This window comes from Oricola thermophila, from assembly GCF_013358405.1.
Lineage (GTDB): Bacteria > Pseudomonadota > Alphaproteobacteria > Rhizobiales > Rhizobiaceae > Oricola > Oricola thermophila.
Genome location: NZ_CP054836.1, coordinates 1,753,644 through 1,771,112 on the forward strand (window position 1 = coordinate 1,753,644; position 17,469 = coordinate 1,771,112).

Annotated in this window: 14 protein-coding genes and 1 riboswitch; of the genes, 12 read left to right on the forward strand and 2 right to left on the reverse strand. The window is 63.0% G+C overall.

The annotated features are described in order from the left end of the window. Window positions 1-19 precede the first annotated feature (19 nt). Window positions 20-1,051: a porin gene (locus tag HTY61_RS08530; protein ID WP_175276388.1), complete on the reverse strand. Its 1,032-nt coding sequence runs from the start codon at window positions 1,049-1,051 to the stop codon at window positions 20-22. A gap of 693 nt (window positions 1,052-1,744) precedes the next feature. On the opposite strand from HTY61_RS08530, the gene HTY61_RS08535 reads away from it, so the two are divergent. From HTY61_RS08535 to gcvP, 5 genes are all read left to right on the forward strand, one after another. Beyond that, a complete protein-coding gene (locus tag HTY61_RS08535) occupies window positions 1,745-2,785 on the forward strand; it encodes a porin (RefSeq protein ID WP_175276389.1) in 1,041 nt (346 codons plus the stop codon). Window positions 2,786-2,966: 181 nt separating this feature from the next. Next, window positions 2,967-3,848, forward strand: a complete 882-nt coding sequence (locus HTY61_RS08540; RefSeq protein WP_246272972.1) for a tyrosine-type recombinase/integrase — start codon at window positions 2,967-2,969, stop codon at window positions 3,846-3,848. Window positions 3,849-3,999: 151 nt separating this feature from the next. After that, window positions 4,000-4,083: riboswitch (glycine riboswitch) on the forward strand. Between the two features lie 153 nt (window positions 4,084-4,236). Beyond that, window positions 4,237-5,340, forward strand: a complete 1,104-nt coding sequence (gene gcvT / locus HTY61_RS08545; protein ID WP_175276390.1) for a glycine cleavage system aminomethyltransferase GcvT — start codon at window positions 4,237-4,239, stop codon at window positions 5,338-5,340. A gap of 5 nt (window positions 5,341-5,345) precedes the next feature. Further along, entirely contained in the window at window positions 5,346-5,714 is a 369-nt protein-coding gene (gene gcvH, locus HTY61_RS08550; RefSeq protein WP_175276391.1) for a glycine cleavage system protein GcvH, read from the forward strand. 9 nt (window positions 5,715-5,723) lie between these two features. Beyond that, a complete protein-coding gene (gene gcvP, locus HTY61_RS08555) occupies window positions 5,724-8,507 on the forward strand; it encodes an aminomethyl-transferring glycine dehydrogenase (protein ID WP_175276392.1) in 2,784 nt (927 codons plus the stop codon). A 190-nt stretch (window positions 8,508-8,697) separates the two neighbouring features. On the opposite strand, the gene HTY61_RS08560 is transcribed toward gcvP, so the two are convergent. Then, a complete protein-coding gene (locus HTY61_RS08560; protein WP_428978287.1) occupies window positions 8,698-9,570 on the reverse strand; it encodes a MurR/RpiR family transcriptional regulator in 873 nt (290 codons plus the stop codon). Between the two features lie 156 nt (window positions 9,571-9,726). Here HTY61_RS08560 and HTY61_RS08565 point away from each other — a divergent pair, with 156 nt between their 5' ends. The 7 genes from HTY61_RS08565 to HTY61_RS08595 all read left to right on the forward strand — a co-directional run bounded on the left by HTY61_RS08565 (window position 9,727) and on the right by HTY61_RS08595 (window position 17,393). Next, a complete protein-coding gene (locus HTY61_RS08565) occupies window positions 9,727-10,482 on the forward strand; it encodes an N-formylglutamate amidohydrolase (RefSeq protein WP_246272973.1) in 756 nt (251 codons plus the stop codon). After that, a complete protein-coding gene (locus HTY61_RS08570; protein WP_175276394.1) occupies window positions 10,479-10,985 on the forward strand; it encodes a TRAP transporter small permease subunit in 507 nt (168 codons plus the stop codon). Before HTY61_RS08565 ends, HTY61_RS08570 begins: the two co-directional genes overlap by 4 nt. Next, window positions 10,985-12,307 carry a TRAP transporter large permease gene (locus HTY61_RS08575; RefSeq protein WP_175276395.1) on the forward strand — a complete coding sequence of 441 codons (1,323 nt, stop codon included), beginning with the start codon at window positions 10,985-10,987 and terminating at the stop codon, window positions 12,305-12,307. Before HTY61_RS08570 ends, HTY61_RS08575 begins: the two co-directional genes overlap by 1 nt. A 62-nt stretch (window positions 12,308-12,369) precedes the next feature. Next, a complete protein-coding gene (locus HTY61_RS08580; protein WP_175276396.1) occupies window positions 12,370-13,416 on the forward strand; it encodes a TRAP transporter substrate-binding protein in 1,047 nt (348 codons plus the stop codon). 69 nt (window positions 13,417-13,485) lie between these two features. Beyond that, entirely contained in the window at window positions 13,486-14,862 is a 1,377-nt protein-coding gene (locus tag HTY61_RS08585) for a glutamine synthetase family protein (protein ID WP_175276397.1), read from the forward strand. 3 nt (window positions 14,863-14,865) lie between these two features. Next, window positions 14,866-16,251, forward strand: coding sequence for an aldehyde dehydrogenase family protein (locus HTY61_RS08590; RefSeq protein ID WP_175276398.1), 1,386 nt, complete (start codon window positions 14,866-14,868; stop codon window positions 16,249-16,251). Beyond that, window positions 16,248-17,393, forward strand: a complete 1,146-nt coding sequence (locus tag HTY61_RS08595) for an iron-containing alcohol dehydrogenase (protein WP_175276399.1) — start codon at window positions 16,248-16,250, stop codon at window positions 17,391-17,393. Before HTY61_RS08590 ends, HTY61_RS08595 begins: the two co-directional genes overlap by 4 nt. Window positions 17,394-17,469 lie beyond the last annotated feature (76 nt).

Below are 17,469 nucleotides of genomic sequence, written 5' to 3' on the forward strand. Positions count from 1 at the left end.
ACTGGCTGTTGCCAGGAGATCAGAACGAGCGGGTGAAGCGCAGGCGTGCGTCCCAGCCGGACGTGTCGACGAGGTCGAGTGTCGAGGTGTCCTCGAGCCAGCGCAGGCGCAGCTCGGTGTTCAGGCCGGAAACGATGTCGTAGGAAGCGACAGCGCCGATGCCCCAGTCGTCGTCGGAACCACCAAGCTCGTTGATGGCATACTGAGTGCCGAGACCGAGCGACAGCTTTTCGGTGGCGTCGAAGGAGACGTCCGCACCGAGCACCCAGTCATAGGACGCCATGTAGCGGCCAGTGCCCGGAGCAGCCGAGTATTCGGCACCTAGGCCGATGGCAGCAGCGCCAAGGTCGTAGGTGGCAATGGCCTGGAAGCCCCAGTCGCCGTCAGCAGCGGCACCAGCGGTGTCGTCGTAAACGGCGGCAAGCAGGATGCCAAGGTCACCGAAGGAACCGTCAACCACGCCAACCACGGACGGGGTCCAGTTGACGGAGCCGTCGTCTTCCAAGGCCAGCGAGATGTCGAAGCCGCCGGCGCTGGCCGTGTAAGCCACCATGCCGGTGTGGGTGCCGGTGTTGTTCCAGATATCAGCCGGGCCGCCGAAGCCGTTGTCGTAGAACGAGTTCTTGTAACCCATGGTCACGCCGGCGAGGGTGAAGTAGGCCTTGTCGATATTGACAAAGCTGTCGCCGAGCGGACGCGCGTCTTCGCCTACGCCGCCATCAGCCTCGAGGCGGATCTGCGAGTAGAGCGGGCCGTATTCGGTGTCGTTCCAGGCTTCGAACAGCAGGTTGACGTCGTATTCCTTGTCCCAGCCGTCCTGGTCGCCGTAGCCGTCACCGCCGGCGAAGTCCATCTGGTAGCGGACGAAGCCGGAGATCTTCAGGCAGGTTTCGGTGCCCGGGATGTAGAAGTAGCCGGTGCCGGCGGCGTCGCAGACGCGAACGTATTCCACCATTTCCGGTTCCGGGATGATCACGGCGTCGGCAGCGCGAGCGCCGGAGACAGCGACGAGAGCCGCTGCGGAGCCGAGAAGAAGGCTCTTGATTTTCATGGTCTGACCTCCAGTCAAAAGTTAAATGCGGGTCTGGGCTTTTATGCTGAAGGACAGCGAACTGTCCCATCCCCATTGAGAAAGATGCACACAGCAGCGCCCATCTCTCGAGTCGATAAATACCCAACGCGTCGACGCACGCAACCGCGAACAGCGCCATGGAAGGCCCCTCCACCCGCGTTCGCTCATCGCTGTTGCAGAAAAGACACGTTTTGAGGCCGGGAGGCGGGAAATCTTTATTCCTTCTTAGGAATTCGGGCCCGTCTGGCCCGGAAAGACGCGAGAAAAGAGCCCCTCCCGAAGCCGGCAAGCCGCCCCTGGGGGCGGGCGGAACGGGCTAGAAGATGGCGATTCCGGTCGCCACGATCGTGATTCCGTGCCCTTCGACTCGAATCGAATCCGGCGTCCAGTCGCCGGCAGCGGGCCGGTGCAGGCGGCAACCGGCCTCGCAATGTCATCTCCGATTCCTCGAGAGCGGCGCCAGCGCCGTATCGCGCAGATCCGCAGGCAACCATGCGCTGACGCGGTCCGCACCATCGCCGAACCGGCAGACTTCCCTGTTTCTTATCAATAGCTTGAGGGCAGTCCTGCCGCGCGCCTCCGCTGCTGGTTTTTCCCGGCTTCCGGCCAGCAGGCATGCCAGGCGCTGCGGCGAAGAAGGCTCGATTTTCGATTATGACTGGAGGTCAGACCATGAAAATCAAGAGCCTTCTTCTCGGCTCCGCAGCGGCTCTCGTCGCTGTCTCCGGCGCTCGCGCTGCCGACGCCGTGATCATCCCGGAACCGGAAATGGTGGAATACGTTCGCGTCTGCGACGCCGCCGGCACCGGCTACTTCTACATCCCGGGCACCGAAACCTGCCTGAAGATCTCCGGCTTCGTCCGCTACCAGATGGACTTCGCCGGCGGTGACGGCTACGGCGACCAGGACGGCTGGGACAAGGAATACGACGTCAACCTGCTGTTCGAAGCCTGGAACGACACCGAATACGGCCCGCTCTACTCGCAGATCCGCCTCGAGGCTGATGGCGGCGTAGGCGAAGACGCGCGTCCGCTCGGCGACAGCTTTGTCAATATCGACAAGGCCTACTTCACCCTCGCCGGCGTGACCATGGGTTACAAGAACTCGTTCTGGGACTACGGCTTCGGCGGCCCGGCTGATATCTGGAACAATGGCGGCCCGATGACCGGCATGGTTGGCTACACCGCCAATGCCGGCGGCTTCAGCATCTCGCTGGCCCTGGAAGACGACGGCTCTGCCGACTGGACCCCGGCGATCCTGGGTGTCGTTTCCGGCTCGATCGGTGATCTTGCTCTTACCCTCGGCGCGGTTTACGAGGACGACGGTGCCACGGGCGAAGTCAGCGACTGGGGCTTCAAGGCAACGGCCGCCTACGACATGGGCGCTGCCGCTGTGGGCTTCGGTGTCCAGTATTCGGGTGAAACCAGCGGCGTCAACGGCAGCCGCTACATGACCGCTTACGACTGGGTGCTCGGTGCGGACGTCTCCTTCGACGCCACCGAAAAGCTGTCGCTCGGTCTTGGCGCTCAGTATGCCATCAACGAGGGCGGTGCTACCGACGACGACTGGGGCATCGGCGCTGTCGCTTCCTACGACATCGTTTCCGGCCTGAACACCGAGCTGCGCCTGCGCTGGCTCGAGGACACCTCGACGGCCGACGCCGTCGACACGTCCGGCTGGAACGCACGCCTGCGCTTCACCCGTTCGTTCTGATCGGATGACCGGTTAAGCGAAAATTCGGGGCCCGGCGGGAAACCGTCGGGCCTCATTGTTTCGAGAGACGTGACGCAAGGATATCGACTCATCTGACACACTGAAAGTTGGGGGCGAATTTCATAGGAGTTGCAGTGGGTCAGTCCTGATTTAGGAGAATGCACCTTCTGGTGCACCAATCATGGCTGAACAAAGCGTAACCTTGAAAGAGCTTGTTGACCGGTTTTCCGACGCCTTGTGGGAACCCGGAAAGCACAGGATTTCGTGCATCGCCTTCCTTCTGGAAATTCATGAAATCATGATCCTGAAGGGACTCAGTGAATTTGATGATCACCTGGTGGATGTCCTGATCTCGGAATTCCGGAAGAAGAACAACCGGAACGCGACGATCAACCGCAAGCTCTCGGCACTGTATAAACTGCTGAAAAAAGCCGAGCGTGCCGGCATGGTAAAAAGACTTCCCAGCTACGTCAGACTACCCGAAAAGAACGGCAGGATCCGCTTCTTCACCCTCGATGAGGAAAGCCGCTTCTTCGAGGCGATGCGCGAGCGCAACGAGGACCACTACCGGCTCTGCGTGTTCCTGGTGGACACGGGCGCTCGCGTCGGCGAGGCGCTCGGTCTGAAATGGGGCGACGTCACGCGGGACCGGGCCACGTTCTGGATCACCAAGTCGGGCCGAAGCAGGACCATTCCGATGACCGCGCGCGCAAGCGACGCGGTGTTCTCGCAGATGAAGCCGGTCGGACCGTTCGCCGACGTGGAATATCCACGCTTCCTCTACGACTGGAACGCAGTCAAGAAGAAGGTCGGACTGGAAAAGGACAAGCAAATCGTTCCGCACATCCTGCGGCACACCTGCGCGTCGAGGCTCGTCCAGGCGGGTATCGACCTGAGACGCGTGCAGTCATTTCTCGGACACCAGACCATCCAGATGACCCTGCGATATGCCCACCTGGCGACGAACGATCTCGACCAGTGCGTCATGGCACTGGAGAATTTCACCGCGCAGGATCGGCAGGACGCCGACTCGCCGGTCACGCAGTTGCTGGCTGCGGAATAGGCGGCTTTCGTCTTTCCCTCCGGCGTTGCTTTCTCCGTGCCCGGGCCGTCTGCGTGCACGACGGGCACGACAATCCCCCGGCAAACCGCACAAGCGGGGTGACAGGAACAATATTGCGCGCTAAGTTCGGCGCGCTCACGGGCTTCGGCCCGGTCTGTCAGCGGGAGAGAGCCGAAAGGCCGCCGAAGGGGAAATCGCCCGAAATCTCTCAGGCAAAAGGAACCGCTGACAGGTCAAGGCACTCTGGAAAGTCGGGGCATAGCCCCGCGCCGAAGGTGTAAGTGTTCCCGACAGGGTTCCGGGAATGCGAGTCTCTCAGGCTTCCGACAGAGGGGCACATCCTGCCGTGCGAACGGCGGGCCTGTGCTGTCTGACGGAAAGGGTGCCAATGACCGACGACCATCCCCTCGAACAATTGCCGCTGAAGGCGATGCACCAGCGCGCCGGCGCAAAATTCGCGCCGTTCGCCGGCTGGGAGATGCCGGTCTCCTACCCGCTCGGGGTACTGAAGGAACATCTCCACACCCGTGACCATGCCGGCTTGTTCGACATCTCGCACATGCAGCTGATCGAGGTGACCGGCGCAGATGCCGCCCTGCTGGTCGCGACCTGCTGCCCGGTGGAGGCAGAGAAACTTGCGACCGGTGCGAGCAAGTATACCTTTCTGCTGAACGAGAATGCCGGGATCATCGACGACCTGATCGTCACCCGGCTGGCCGCGGAGCGGTTCATGATCGTCGCCAACGCGGCGCGGGCAGCAATCGACGAGGCGCATATCCGGCGCCTGGCAGAGAGCATGAATGTCTCCGTCACGCCCCTGAAGCGGGTATTCCTGGCCCTGCAGGGACCGGATGCAGCAGCCGTGATGGAAGAGACCGGGCTCGACGCGACGAAGCTGACCTTCATGAGCGGTTTCGAGCCGCGGCCCGGCTGGTTCGTCACGCGATCGGGTTACACCGGCGAGGACGGCTTCGAAATCGCCCTGCCCGCCGACCAAGCGGAAGCCTTCGCGGATAGCCTGATGCGCGACGAGCGCGTGGAATGGATCGGCCTTGCGGCGCGAGACAGCCTGAGACTCGAGGCCGGACTCTGCCTCTACGGCAACGATCTCGACGAGCAGACGGACCCGGTCAGCGCCGGCCTGCTCTGGGCGATTCCAAAGCCGCTGCGGGACGGCGGACCATATGTCGGCGCGAAAAGCCTTGCGGACATGATCGCGTCCGGCCCCGCCGAGAAACGCGTCGGCCTGCGGCCGGATGGACGACAGCCGGTCCGCGGCGGCACGACACTGACAGATGCCGGCGGCAAGCCGGCCGGGCGCGTCACCTCGGGCGGCTTCGGCCCGAGCGTCGAGCACCCGGTCGCCATGGGCTATGTCCGGGCCGAACTTGCCGCGCCCGAAACCCAGCTCTTCGCCGAGGTTCGCGGCCGGCAGATCCCCGTGCGCGTCGCAAAACTCCCCTTCATCGTCAAACGCAGCCAGAAAGGATGACTGCCGTGAGCAAGACCTATTACACCGAGGACCACGAGTGGATTCGCGTCGAGAACGGCATCGCAACGGTCGGGATCACCGACTACGCCCAGGAACAGCTCGGCGACCTCGTCTTCGTCGACCTGCCCTCCCCCGACACGTCGGTGTCAAAGGGCGACACGGTGGTAGTCGTGGAATCCGTCAAGGCCGCATCGGATGTGTTCGCCCCCATCGACGGAGAGGTGAAATCGGCCAACGAGGCGCTTTCCAGCGAACCCGGCCTGGTCAATTCGGCGCCGGAAGGCGACGGATGGTTGTGGACAATGAGCGTCGCCGACGAGAGCCAGCTCGAAGGCCTACTCGACGCCGATGCGTACAAGAAGACAATCGCCTGAGGAACTCCAATGAGCGCCGTGCATCCCTTCGACCGCCGCCATGTCGGCCTGTCGCAAGCCGATATCCGTGCCATGCTGACAACCATCGGCGTGCCTTCGGTGGAAACGCTGATTGCCGAAACAGTTCCGGCATCGATCAGGCTCGACCGACCGCTTGACCTGCCGGAACCGGCGAGCGAGCAGGAGGCGCTATCCGAGTTGCGCGCCATGATGGCGCGCAACACGGTGATGAAGAGTTTCATCGGCCAAGGCTATCACGGCTGTCATGTGCCGCCGGTCATCCAGCGCAACCTGTTCGAGAACCCCGCCTGGTACACGGCCTACACGCCCTACCAGCCGGAAATCAGCCAGGGACGCCTCGAACTCCTCTTCCATTTCCAGACACTTGTCTCGGAACTGACGGGCCTTCCGGTCGCGTCCGCCTCGCTGCTCGACGAGGCAACGGCCGTCGCCGAGGCGATGGGCGTCGCGCTGCGCCATCATCGTGACAAGCGGCGCAAGATCGTCTTTGCCGGCGAGCCACATCCGCAAACGCTTGACGTTGTCCGCACCCGCTGCCACGCGCTCGGCGTCACCATCGCCGACGCAATCGACGACGACACGGCGGCACTCATCGTTTCCTGGCCCGACACGAGGGGCGTATTCGGCGATCACAAGGCCACCATAGCGGACGCGAAGGACAAGGGCGCCCTGGTCGTCGCCGTCGCGGATCCGCTGGCGCTCGCGCTGCTTGAACCGCCGGCGTCCTGGGGCGCGGACATTGCCGTCGGCTCGATGCAACGCTATGGCGTTCCGCTCGGCTATGGCGGACCCCATGCCGGCTACATGGCTGTCTCCGACGCGCTGACCCGCACCATGCCGGGGCGTCTCGTAGGCGAGTCCATCGACGCGAAAGGGCGCCCGGCCTACCGGCTCGCGCTGCAAACACGCGAACAGCACATCCGCCGCGACAAGGCGACCTCGAACATTTGTACCGCGCAGGCGCTGCTTGCCAACATGGCCGCGGCCTACGCGATCTGGCACGGGCCGGAAGGCCTGCGCGCCATCGCGGAGCGCGTGCATAAACTTGCAGCACGCTTCGCCGCCGCCGTCGGCGTGAAAAGCGTGCACTTTTTCGACACGGTGACCGTCACGGTACCGGGCAAGGCCAGCGACATCGCCGCGAAAGCGGAGGAAGGCGGACGGCTGATCCGGGTGATCGATGCCGACACCGTTTCCGTCGCATTCGACGAGACGTCCAGCGAAGCCGACCTGAACGCCTTGGCCGCGCTGTTCGATGCAAAGGCGCCCGACACCGCCGGGACAGCCCTGCCCGGCGGGCGCGACGGCGCCCGTTTCCTGACCCAGTCAGTGTTCCGCGAGAACCGCTCGGAAACCGAGATGATGCGTTTCCTGCGCCGGCTTGCCGACAAGGATCTCGCGCTCGACCGGGCAATGATCCCGCTCGGTTCCTGCACCATGAAGCTCAATGCCGCCGCCGAGATGGCGCCGGTCAGCTGGAACGAGGTCGCCAACATCCATCCGCTCGCGCCGAAATCGCACGCGGAGGGATATCACGCCATGTTCGCCGATCTCGAGAACTGGCTTGCAGAGATCACGGGGCTCGATGCCGTGTCGCTCCAGCCCAATGCCGGCAGCCAGGGCGAATATGCCGGCCTGCTCGCGATCCGGCGCTACCACGAGTCACGCGGCGACAGCGACCGAACGGTTTGCCTGATCCCATCCTCCGCGCACGGAACCAACCCCGCTTCGGCCCATGTCGCCGGCCTCGACGTGGTGGTGGTGAAATGCACGGAGACAGGGGATGTCGACATTGCGGACCTGAAGGAAAAGGCGGAGGCCAACGCCGACAGGCTGGCCGGCCTGATGATCACCTATCCCTCGACGCATGGCGTTTTCGAGGAAGGAATCCGCGAAATCTGCGAGATCGTGCACGCCAATGGCGGCCAGGTCTATCTCGACGGCGCAAATCTCAACGCGCTGGTCGGCCTGGCACGGCTCGGCGACTTCGGCGCCGATGTCTGCCACATGAACCTGCACAAGACCTTCTGCATTCCGCATGGCGGCGGTGGCCCCGGAGTCGGGCCGATCGGCGTCAAATCACACCTCGCACCCTTCCTGCCAGGGCATGTCTCGGAAGGTACGGACAACGCGGTTGCGGCGGCGGCATTCGGCAGCGCCTCGATCCTGCCCATTACCTGGATGTACATCCGGATGATGGGTGCCTCGGGCCTCAAGCGCGCCACGGAAATGGCGATCCTTTCGGCCAACTACATCGCGGCACGGCTCGAAACGCGCTACCCCGTTCTCTACAAGGGAAAAAAGAACCGCGTGGCGCACGAGTGCATTCTTGACACCCGCGTCCTGAAGACCAGCGCCGGCATCTCCGTCGACGACGTCGCAAAGCGGCTGATCGACTACGGCTTCCACGCACCGACCATGTCATGGCCGGTGGCGGGAACACTCATGGTGGAGCCAACGGAATCGGAGCCGAAGTCCGAACTGGACCGCTTCTGCGACGCCATGATCGCCATAGCCGACGAGGCGGCGAAGGTGGAGAAAGGCGAATGGCCGGCCGACGACAACCCGCTGGTCAACGCGCCGCACACGGCCGACGACGTGATGGCGGACGACTGGGCACACCCCTATTCGCGCAGGCAGGCGGGAATGCCCGGCGGAGAGACCGCGGCCTCGAAATACTGGCCGCCGGTCGCACGCGTCGACAATGTCTACGGCGACCGAAACCTGGTATGCACCTGTCCCCCGCTGGAGGCTTATGCCGCGGAGGCCTGACCGGCCGGACAGCAGGCACGGCCCGCAAGCCGGGCCGGCAACGCCGAAAAGCCCCGTGCACGGGCAGCCCATGTGCGACGGATGGTCGTCCGGGCGGACATTCCGCCCGGGACCGCCCCGCGGGAGCGGAATCGCAACGGTCCTCGCGATCAGAACGATGACGTTCGCCGTCCGCGTTCCCGGTCGCGGCCTAGCCCAGGTTCCGGAACAGCCGGGTCTTGCCGAACATGGACTCGAGTTCCTCGATACGGCCCTTGGATTCATCCCACCGCGCCGCCTGAACGTCAGCTATAAGCGCCTCGACAATCAGCATGATCGCGATGGTTGAATCCCAGCTTGATGGCGCCTCCACCAACGCATGGAAACAGTGGTCCGCAAGGCGGCTGATCGGCGATCCCCACTGGTCGGTGAAAAGCACGATGGTGCAGTCGCGATCCTTGGCCAGCTTGGCCAGCTTGGCCAGATCCGTCTCATAGCGGCGAATATCGAACAGCACGAGAACCGATTTCCGGCCCATGTCGAGCAAGTATTGCGGCCAGACGTTCGGCGTCTGACTCATCAGCGTCACGTTCGGCCTGATGATCTGCAGGTGATTGAAGAAATAGTCGGCGTTGGAACGCGTGATGCGTCCGCCCGCGACATAGACGTGGCGTGACGGGTCCGCGAGGATCTTCACCACGGCATCGAAGGCATCCGGATTGAGGCGCTGAAGCGTGTTGCGGATGTTAGAGGAGACCGCATCGGCGAACTGGTTCAGTGTATGGTCATCCCGCGCATTGGCACGCCCGGCATCACGGCGCGAGATCGGCTCCTTGATCTGCGCGGCGATCTCCTCCCGGATTGCGCCCTGCATGTCGGGAAAGCCGTCGAAACCCAGCTTGCGCGCGGTACGGATGACAGTCGGCGTGGACACGCCCGCACTCCGGGCGAGCTCCGTGATCGAGCCAAGTCCGGCGACAGGGTAATCCTGCAACAACACGCTGACGATCTGCCTCTCGGATGGCGTCAGTGTCTCCATGCGCTCCTGAATGCGCATCTTCACTGATGGCAGCGTGTCGCTCACAAGCACTCCTTTCACATTCCCGGTAACTCAAAAAATGTAACGCTGTCTACTGAAACGATATTGACAGAAAATTTTTTGCTGTAATGAATTGTACGCATGGGAGATGAAAAGCGAAATGCCTTGATCCTCGCGCCGTCGGAAGGACCAGCAGCCGAGGTGACAAACCCCGATGGCCCGGCTCCCCTCATCTTGGTCTGCGAACATGCGAGCGCCTTCATTCCCGCCAGCCTCGAAGGGCTCGGGCTGCGCGACGAGGACCGGCTATCCCATGCCGCTTGGGATATCGGCGCACTTGCGATGGCAACCCGGCTGTCCGAACTGCTCGACGCTCCGCTGGTCGCATCGAGGGTTTCGCGGCTCGTCTACGACTGCAACCGTCCGCCCGAAGCACCAGACGCGATACCGGCGCAAAGCGAACGGATCGAGGCGCCGGCCAATGCGAACCTTTCCGAGGAAGCGCGACAGGCGCGCGTGCGGGACATTTACGAGCCCTTTCGCGCGCTGCTTTCCCGAACCATTGCCGAACGCCGCCACCTTCGCCCTGCGCTCATCACGATACACAGTTTCACCCCTCTCTATTTCGGCGTCAAACGCGAAGTGGAACTGGGCATTTTGCATGACCGCGACGACCGGCTGGCCCGTACCATGATGGCCGCAGCGCCCGATTTCACGACGCTGAAAACCGCCCTGAACGAACCCTACGGACCGGAAGACGGCGTCACCCACACGCTGAAGGAACATGCGCTTCCGGCCGACCTGCTCAACGTGATGATCGAGGTACGCAACGATTTCGTGCGCGACGAGGCGAGTGCGCAGAAAGTGGCCGAGGAACTCGCAGCCATCATTGAACGCGGCCTCGAAGCGTGTGACCATCCAGTTCGCGCCGAAAAAATCGAAAGGAAGAGCGGATGATTTCGCTTGCACGTCACTACGTGCGCGTCATCGACGGCATCAATTACCGCATCGGCCGGATCGCCATGTACGGTATCTTCATAATGATCGCGATCCTGCTCTGGTCCTCGATTTCCAAGACGTTCTTCCTGCCCTCGCTGTGGACACTCGAAATGGCGCAGTTCGCCATGGTCGCCTACTACATTTTCGGCGGCGCCTATTCGATCCAGCTGGGTTCCAACGTGCGGATGGACCTGTTCTACGGCAGCTGGAGCCCGCGCACCAAGGCCTGGGTGGACAGCTTTACGGTGCTGTTTCTCATCTTCTACCTCGCCGTCCTGCTCCTCGGCGGCATCGAAAGCGCGAGCTACTCATTGCAATACAACGAACGCAGTCCGACGGCCTGGCGCCCCTATCTTTGGCCCATCAAGGTCGCCATGTGCGCAGGCATCCTGCTGATGATCCTGCAGTGCGTGTCCGAGCTCATCAAGGACATCCTTCGCATTCGCGGGGAGGAAGCCTGATGTCCTATGAAATGATCGCCATCACCATGTTTTCGGCAATGATGCTGATGCTGGTGACCGGACAGCGAGTCTTCGGCGCAATCGGCTTCGTGGCTGCAGTCGCCGCCATACTTCTCTGGGGCACGGGCGGCTTCAACATCCCCTTCTCGGCCGCGGTCAAGGTGATGAAGTGGTATCCGCTTCTTACCCTGCCGATGTTCATCTTCATGGGGTACGTGCTGTCGGAATCGAAGATTGCCGACGACCTCTACAAGATGTTCCATGTCTGGATGGGACCGGTTCCCGGCGGCCTGGCAATCGGGACGATCGGCCTGATGGTGCTGATCTCGGCGATGAACGGGCTTTCAGTCGCCGGTATGGCAATCGGCGCGACCATCGCCCTGCCCGAACTTCTCAAGCGCCGCTACGACAAGCTGATGGTTACGGGCGTCATCCAGGCCGGATCGTCACTCGGCATCCTGGTGCCGCCCTCGGTGGTCCTGGTGCTCTACGCAATGATCGCACGTCAGCCGGTCGGCCAGCTGTGGCTTGCGGGCGTCATCCCCGGCCTGATGATGGCAACGCTGTTCATGCTCTATATTGCGATCCGCTGCCGGATCAATCCGGAACTCGGCCCCCCTCTGGCCAAGGAGGAGCGCGAAGTGCCCATGGCGGAAAAGCTCCGCCTGCTGCGCGCCGGCATCCTGCCCGTCATCATCTTCGCCACCATGATGGTGCCCTTCGTCAACGGCTGGACATCACTGGTGGAAAGTTCCGCGATCGGCGCGATCGCCGCCTTCCTCGCGGCTATCGTCAAGGGGCGGATGACGCGGGAGGTCTTCGAGACCTCCGTGCGGCAGACGCTGGCGGTTTCCTGCATGTTCATGTGGATCATCCTGGCAGCCCTCGGCTTCGGCGCGGTGTTCGACGGACTCGGCGCGGTGAAGGCGATAGAGAACCTGTTCACCGAACAGTTGAACCTGTCGCCGTGGACGATCCTGATCCTGATGCAGTTGAGCTTTCTGCTGATGGGCACGTTTCTCGACGATACCGCCATGCTGGTCATCGTCGCGCCGCTCTACATCCCGCTGGTGCGCGCTCTCGGCTTCGATCTCGTCTGGTACGGCGTGCTGTACACGATCACGACGCAAATCGCCTACATGACGCCGCCCTTCGGCTACAACCTGTTCCTGATGCGCGCGATGGCGCCGCCCGAGATCGGCCTGCGCGACATCTACAGATCGATCATTCCGTTCGTCATTGTGATGATCCTCGCACTCGCACTGGTGATGGCGTTTCCGCAGATCGCCATGTGGCTGCCGGATCTGGTCTACGGGAAATAACGAGAACTCCGGGAAACGGAGCGGATGGCAATCTGAAATTGACCAACCACCAGGAGGTGACCATGACCACGAGACGCAAATTCATCAAGACCGCCGGCATCGGCGCCGTCGGCGCAGCAGCCGGCACGACCCTGGCCGCTCCGGCCATCGCACAATCCAAGATCAAGTGGCGGCTGCAGACTTATGCCGGTCCGGCGCTTGCCGAACATGTCATCAAGCCGGCCGTCGACAGCTTCAACAAGATTGCCGGCGACGAGATGGAAATCGAGCTCTACACGTCCGACCAGCTCGTCCCCACGGGCGAACTGTTCCGCGCCATGCAGAACGGCACCATCGACGCAGTGCAGTCGGACGACGACTCCATGGCCTCGCCGACGGAGGTCACCGTGTTCGGCGGCTACTTCCCGTTTGCCTGCCGCTACTCTCTCGACGTGCCCGTGCTGTTCAACCAGTATGGCCTGAACGAGATCTGGGCCGAGGAATACGCCAAGGTCGGCGTCAAGCACATCTCCGCCGGATCATGGGATCCCTGCCACTTCGCCACCAAGGACCCGATCAACAGCCTGGAAGATCTGAAGGGCAAGCGCATATTCACATTCCCGACCGCGGGGCGGTTCCTCTCGCAGTTCGGCGTCGTGCCGGTCGTGCTGCCCTGGGAGGACATCGAAGTGGCACTGCAAACCGGCGAGCTCGACGGGGTCGCCTGGTCGGGCATCACCGAGGACTACACCGTCGGTTGGGCGGACGTGACCAACTACTTCCTGACCAACAACATCTCCGGTGCATGGATCGGCCACTTCTTCGCCAACATGGATCGCTGGAACGAGGTGCCCGAGCATCTGCAGGAACTGCTGAAGATAACGTTCGACAGCTCCCACTACTACCGCCAGTACTGGTACTGGGGCGGCGAGGCAAACCTGCGCGTCAACGGCACGAAGATGCAGCTAACGTCCATTCCGGACGCAGAGTGGCAGCAGGTCGAGGATGCCGCTGTGAAATTCTGGGACGAGATCGCGGCGGAATCCGAGGTCAAGGCGAAGGTCGTCGAGATATTCCGCAAGTACAACGCCGACATGGCCAAGGCCGGCCGGCCCTACCGTTACACCTGACGGTCTGGCACACGAAAGGCGACGGGGTGCGAAAGCGCCCCGTCTTGCATGTAAGGAAGGAAAATCGACATGCCGGGCATGATGACGCTTGAAGAACTGGAAGTCGCCGCGGAAACCGGCGAGATCGATACGGTAATAGCCGCGCACACCGACATGCAGGGCCGCCTGATGGGCAAGCGGTTCCATGTACGGCACTTCCTGGACAGCGCGAAGGACGAGACGCATTGCTGCAACTACCTGCTGACCGTCGACATGGACATGGAACCGGTGCCCGGCTACAAGACGGCCAGCTGGGAAAAGGGTTACGGCGACTACACGATGGTCCCGGACATGTCGACGCTCCGGTGCGTCCCTTGGCTGGACGGAACGGCCCTCGTGCTCTGCGACCTCGCCGACCACCACACCCGTGAACACATTCCCGTCTCTCCACGCGCCATCCTCAAGAAGCAGCTTGTGCGACTGCGCGAGATGGGCATGACGGCGATGATGGCGTCGGAACTGGAATTCTTCCTGTTCAAGGAAAGCTACGAGGAAGCCCATGCCAAGGGATATCGCGACCTCAACCTGATCAGCGCCTACAACGAGGATTACCACATCTTCCAGACATCGAAGGAAGAGAACGTGATGCGGGCAATCCGCAACGGCCTCTACGGCGCCGGCATACCGGTCGAGAACTCGAAGGGCGAGGCTTGGGCCGGACAGGAAGAAATCAACGTCCGCTATGCCGACGCGCTGACGGCCGCCGACAACCACGTCATCGTCAAGAACGGCGTCAAGGAGATCGCCTGGGCGAACGGCCATGCGGCGACATTCATGGCAAAATGGGACTACGCGGCCGCGGGTTCGTCGTCGCACGTGCACCAATCCCTCTGGTCCGCCGACGGCAAGGTGCCGGCGTTCTACGACGCTGGCAGCGACGATCCCGACGGGATGTCCGAAACCATGCGGCAGTATCTCGCCGGCCTGCTCACGCACGCCGCCGAGTTCACCTTCTTCCTCGCGCCTAACATCAATTCCTACAAGCGCTTTCAGGCCGGCACCTTCGCGCCCACCAAAGCGATCTGGAGCCGAGACAACCGCACGGCCGGATACCGCATCTGCGGTGGAGGAACCAAGGCCCTGCGTGTCGAATGCCGGGTCGGCGGCTCCGACCTCAATCCCTATCTCGCCTTCGCCGCACAGCTGGCGGCCGGCATCGCCGGCATCGAGGGCAAGTACGAACTCGAGCCCGAGTTCCGGGGCGACGCCTACTCGGCGCGCCGCGCACGTGAAATCCCCAAGACCCTGCGCGATGCCGCAACGGCCTTGAAACGCTCGAAAATGCTGCGTTCCGCCTTTGGCGACGACGTGGTGGACCATTATGTCCACGCGGCGGAATGGGAGCAATTCGAATACGATCGCCGCGTCACCGATTGGGAAGTCGCACGCGGTTTCGAGAGGTCCTGATACATGTCAACGATATTGAAATGCATCTCCCCGGTCGACGGCACCGTTTTTGCCGAGCGGCCGGTCATGGAACCGGATTCCGTACGGACCGCGCTGGCACGTGCCCGCGCGGCACAGAAGGAATGGGCGGGCCTGCCGCTCGACGACCGGATCAAGGCCGTGCAGGCGGGCGTCGAGGCCCTCGGCGCGATGGGTGACGAGACCGTCGTCGAGCTCGCGCGGATGATGGGCCGACCTGTGCGGTACGGCGGCGAGTTTGGCGGCGTGAAGGAGCGCGCGGACTACATGGCATCCATCGCCGGTGAGGCACTCGCGCCGATCATCACCGAGGACAGTGGCGATTTCGAGCGTCGCATCCTGCGCGAACCGCACGGCATCGTCTTCGTCATAGCGCCGTGGAACTACCCCTACCTGACCGCCATCAACACGGTGGCACCTGCACTGATCGCGGGCAACGCCGTGATCCTCAAGCATGCGACGCAGACGCTGCTTGCCGGCGAACGCATGGTGCGCGCCTTCACCGGTGCCGGAATTCCCTCCGACCTGTTCCAGAACGTCTTTCTCGATCACCCGACCACGGAAGCGCTGATCGCGGAGGGCTCGTTCGATTTCATCAACTTCACCGGTTCGGTGAACGGCGGCCGCGCAATCGAACGCGCGGCAGCGGGCACGTTCACGCCGATCGGCCTCGAGCTCGGCGGCAAGGATCCCGGCTACGTGATGAACGACGCTGATCTCGACTGGGCGGTGGACACGCTGATGGACGGCGCCCTGTTCAATTCCGGACAGTGCTGCTGCGGGATCGAGCGGATCTATGTCGCCGAGTCCCGGTTCGACGAATTCGTCGAGAAGGCGACCGCCTGGGCGTCGAAGCTCAAGCTGGGCAATCCACTCGACCCGGAAACGACGATAGGCCCCATGGCCAACAAGCGCTTTGCCGAGACGGTACGCGCGCAGATTGCCGACGCGCTGGCCAAGGGTGCACGCGGCCTCGTCGACCCGAAGCTGTTCCCCGAGGATGACGGCGGCGCATATCTCGCACCGCAGATCCTCGTCGACGTCAACCACGACATGGACGTGATGCGCGAGGAAAGCTTCGGCCCGGTCGTCGGCATCATGCCGGTCAAGGACGACGACGAAGCCGTCGCGCTGATGAACGACAGCAAATATGGCCTGACCGCCTCGCTGTGGACCGCCGATCCGGAGCGCGCGGCGCGTATCGGCGCCCGCATCGAAACCGGCACGGTTTTCATGAACCGCGCCGACTATCTCGATCCCTCACTGTGCTGGACGGGATGCAAAGAAACAGGCCGCGGCGGTTCGCTGTCCGTGATCGGCTTCCACAACCTGACCCGGCCAAAATCCTATCACTTCAGGAAAACGAAATGAGTCTCACTGCCAACTGGTCCTACCCGACTGCAATCCGCTTCGGCGCTGGTCGCATCGCGGAAATCGGCGACGCCTGCGCCGCCGCCGGCATCAAGCGCCCTCTCCTCGTGACCGACCGCGGCCTCGCCTCGATGGAGATCACGCAGCGCACGCTGAAGCTGATGGAGGATGCCGGGCTCGGCGCCGCGATGTTTGCCGATGTCGATCCGAACCCAACCGAAAAGAACCTTGAGGCCGGGCTCAATGTGTTCCGCGAGGGCGGGCACGACGGGGTGATCGCGTTCGGCGGCGGCTCCGGCCTTGACCTCGGCAAGATGGTTGCCTTCATGTCAGGACAGACCAGGCCGGTCTGGGATTTCGAGGATGTGGACGACTGGTGGACCCGCGCCGACCCGGACGGCATCGCACCGAACATAGCCGTGCCGACCACGGCAGGCACCGGCTCGGAGGTCGGCCGCGCCAGCGTGCTCACCAATTCCGAGACCCATGTGAAGAAGATCATCTTCCACCCCAAGGTATTGCCCTCGGTCGTCATCGCCGACCCGGAACTGACGGTCGGGATGCCCGCAAGGATAACCGCGGGAACCGGCATGGATGCCTTCGCGCACTGCCTGGAGGCCTATTGCTCGCCGCATTTCCACCCGATGAGCCAAGGCATCGCGCTCGAAGGCATGCGCCTCGTCAAGGAGTACCTGCCGCGCGCCTATGCAGACGGTACGGATATCGAGGCACGCGGCCAGATGATGGCTGCCGCCTCGATGGGCGCCGTGGCATTCCAGAAGGGCCTCGGCGCGATCCATGCGATCTCGCACCCGATCGGCGCGGTCTACAACACCCACCATGGCACGACCAACGCAGTGGTGATGACAGCGGTTCTCGACCTCAACCGGCCGGAAATCGAGGAACGTATCAGGCACGCCGCGGACTATCTGGGAATTTCCGGCGGCTTCGAAGGCTTCCGCGCATTCGTCGTGGAGTTGAACGAGTCGCTCGGCATTCCGAAGAAACTGTCGGAGATGGGCGTCGGGTCCGACCGCATCGACGAACTGACGGCCATGGCGCTGGAGGATCCGTCCTGCGGCGGCAACCCGGTGAAGCTGACGGAGCAGAATGTGCGTGCGCTCTTCGAAGCCACGATCTGATCGGTATGGCCTGTCGGCCGTCCATATGCTGAACTGCGGCGAGGCCGAAAGGCCTCGCCGTTTTGCATCGGGGGAG

Excerpts from the sequence above, each read along its gene's own strand:
- HTY61_RS08585 (WP_175276397.1), top strand. The coding sequence starts at position 13,486 with ATGCCGGGCATGATGACGCTTGAAGAACTGGAAGTCGCCGCGGAAACC.
- HTY61_RS08540 (WP_246272972.1), top strand. The coding sequence starts at position 2,967 with ATGGCTGAACAAAGCGTAACCTTGAAAGAGCTTGTTGACCGGTTTTCC.
- HTY61_RS08595 (WP_175276399.1), top strand. The coding sequence starts at position 16,248 with ATGAGTCTCACTGCCAACTGGTCCTACCCGACTGCAATCCGCTTCGGC.
- HTY61_RS08575 (WP_175276395.1), top strand. The coding sequence starts at position 10,985 with ATGTCCTATGAAATGATCGCCATCACCATGTTTTCGGCAATGATGCTG.
- HTY61_RS08590 (WP_175276398.1), top strand. The coding sequence starts at position 14,866 with ATGTCAACGATATTGAAATGCATCTCCCCGGTCGACGGCACCGTTTTT.
- HTY61_RS08530 (WP_175276388.1), bottom strand. The coding sequence starts at position 1,051 with ATGAAAATCAAGAGCCTTCTTCTCGGCTCCGCAGCGGCTCTCGTCGCT.
- HTY61_RS08570 (WP_175276394.1), top strand. The coding sequence starts at position 10,479 with ATGATTTCGCTTGCACGTCACTACGTGCGCGTCATCGACGGCATCAAT.
- HTY61_RS08535 (WP_175276389.1), top strand. The coding sequence starts at position 1,745 with ATGAAAATCAAGAGCCTTCTTCTCGGCTCCGCAGCGGCTCTCGTCGCT.
- gcvT (WP_175276390.1), top strand. The coding sequence starts at position 4,237 with ATGACCGACGACCATCCCCTCGAACAATTGCCGCTGAAGGCGATGCAC.
- gcvP (WP_175276392.1), top strand. The coding sequence starts at position 5,724 with ATGAGCGCCGTGCATCCCTTCGACCGCCGCCATGTCGGCCTGTCGCAA.
- HTY61_RS08580 (WP_175276396.1), top strand. The coding sequence starts at position 12,370 with ATGACCACGAGACGCAAATTCATCAAGACCGCCGGCATCGGCGCCGTC.